The sequence below is a fragment of the Dietzia sp. DQ11-71 genome, from assembly GCF_014144995.1.
GTDB lineage: Bacteria > Actinomycetota > Actinomycetes > Mycobacteriales > Mycobacteriaceae > Dietzia > Dietzia kunjamensis.
Window position 1 is genome coordinate 1 of sequence record NZ_JAALDT010000449.1, and the last position, 1,277, is coordinate 1,277.

The 1,277-nt window shown below is 72.1% G+C and carries 2 protein-coding genes; both read left to right on the top strand.

The features are described from left to right. Window positions 1-91 precede the first annotated feature (91 nt). Window positions 92-715 carry a GTP cyclohydrolase I FolE gene (gene folE / locus G6023_RS14315; RefSeq protein ID WP_069389722.1) on the top strand — a complete coding sequence of 208 codons (624 nt, stop codon included), beginning with the start codon at window positions 92-94 and terminating at the stop codon, window positions 713-715. Next, window positions 712-1,277 (top strand): dihydropteroate synthase (gene folP, locus G6023_RS14320; protein ID WP_347570778.1); only part of this gene is annotated, 566 nt, incomplete at its 3' end. The genes folE and folP, both read left to right, overlap by 4 nt.

A 1,277-nucleotide genomic window follows, 5' to 3' on the forward strand; every position in this document is an offset into this window, starting at 1 on the left:
CACCGCCGTGAGGACAAGGACGCCGACTGGCGTGCGCCGTGGGAACGTGAGGACTGACCGCACGGTCGACTCCGTGCGAGAAGAGGAATGAATGACGACGCCTGACCACATACCCGCCGCCGATGCCCGGTCGCTCCCCACGGGGCGGGTCTTCGATGCCGAGCGCGCCGAGGCCGCGGTCCGCGAGCTGTTGATCGCCGTGGGCGAGGACCCGGAGCGCGAGGGGCTGCAGGACACACCCGCGCGGGTGGCCAGGGCCTACCGCGAGGTCTTCTCCGGGCTGTACACCGACCCGTCGGAGGTGCTGTCCAGGACCTTCGACGAGGACCACCGCGAGCTCGTGTTGGTGCGGGACATCCCCATCTACTCGACCTGCGAACACCACCTGGTGCCCTTCCACGGCGTCGCCCACATCGGCTACATCCCGGGACAGTCCGGGGCGGTCACTGGTCTGAGCAAGCTCGCCAGACTGGTGGATCTCTACGCCAAGCGGCCCCAGGTCCAGGAACGGCTCACCAGTCAGGTCGCCGACGCGCTGGTCGACAGGCTCGCACCCTCGGGCGTGCTCGTGGTGATCGAGTGCGAGCACCTGTGCATGTCGATGCGGGGGATCCGGAAGGCGGGGGCGGTCACCACGACCTCGGCCGTCCGCGGCAACATGCGAACCAACGCCTCCACCAGGGCGGAGGCGCTCGGCCTCCTGCGCGGGACGTGAGCGCGCCCGGTCTGCTGCCCCGCCCGGACCGGTGCGCGGTGATGGGCGTCCTCAACGTCACGGCCGACTCCTTCTCCGACGGTGGGCGCCACCTCGCGCATCACGACGCCGTCGCGCACGCCCGGCGCATGGTCTCCGACGGCGCCGACCTCATCGACATCGGTGGGGAGTCCACCCGGCCCGGCGCCCTCCGCGTCGAGGAGTCGGACGAGGAGCAGCGGGTCGTCCCGCTGGTCCGTGCGGTGTCCGGCCTCGCGCCGGTCTCGGTGGACACCATGCGCGCCGGGGTGGCGTCGCGTGCCCTCGAGGAGGGCGCGGCGATCGTCAACGACGTCTCGGGCGGGCTCGCCGACCCCGACATGTTGAGGGTCGTGGCCGAATACCGCGCCTCCGTCATCCTCATGCACTGGGTGTCTCCGGACGAGTACCGCGCCGGCGCGGGAGGCCGATCCGACTACGGCGGGGACGTCGTGGGTGCGGTGCGTGACCACCTGGCCCGCCGCGCCGACGCCGCGATCGCCGCGGGGGTCGACGCCGCCGGCATCGTGCTCGACCCGGGCCT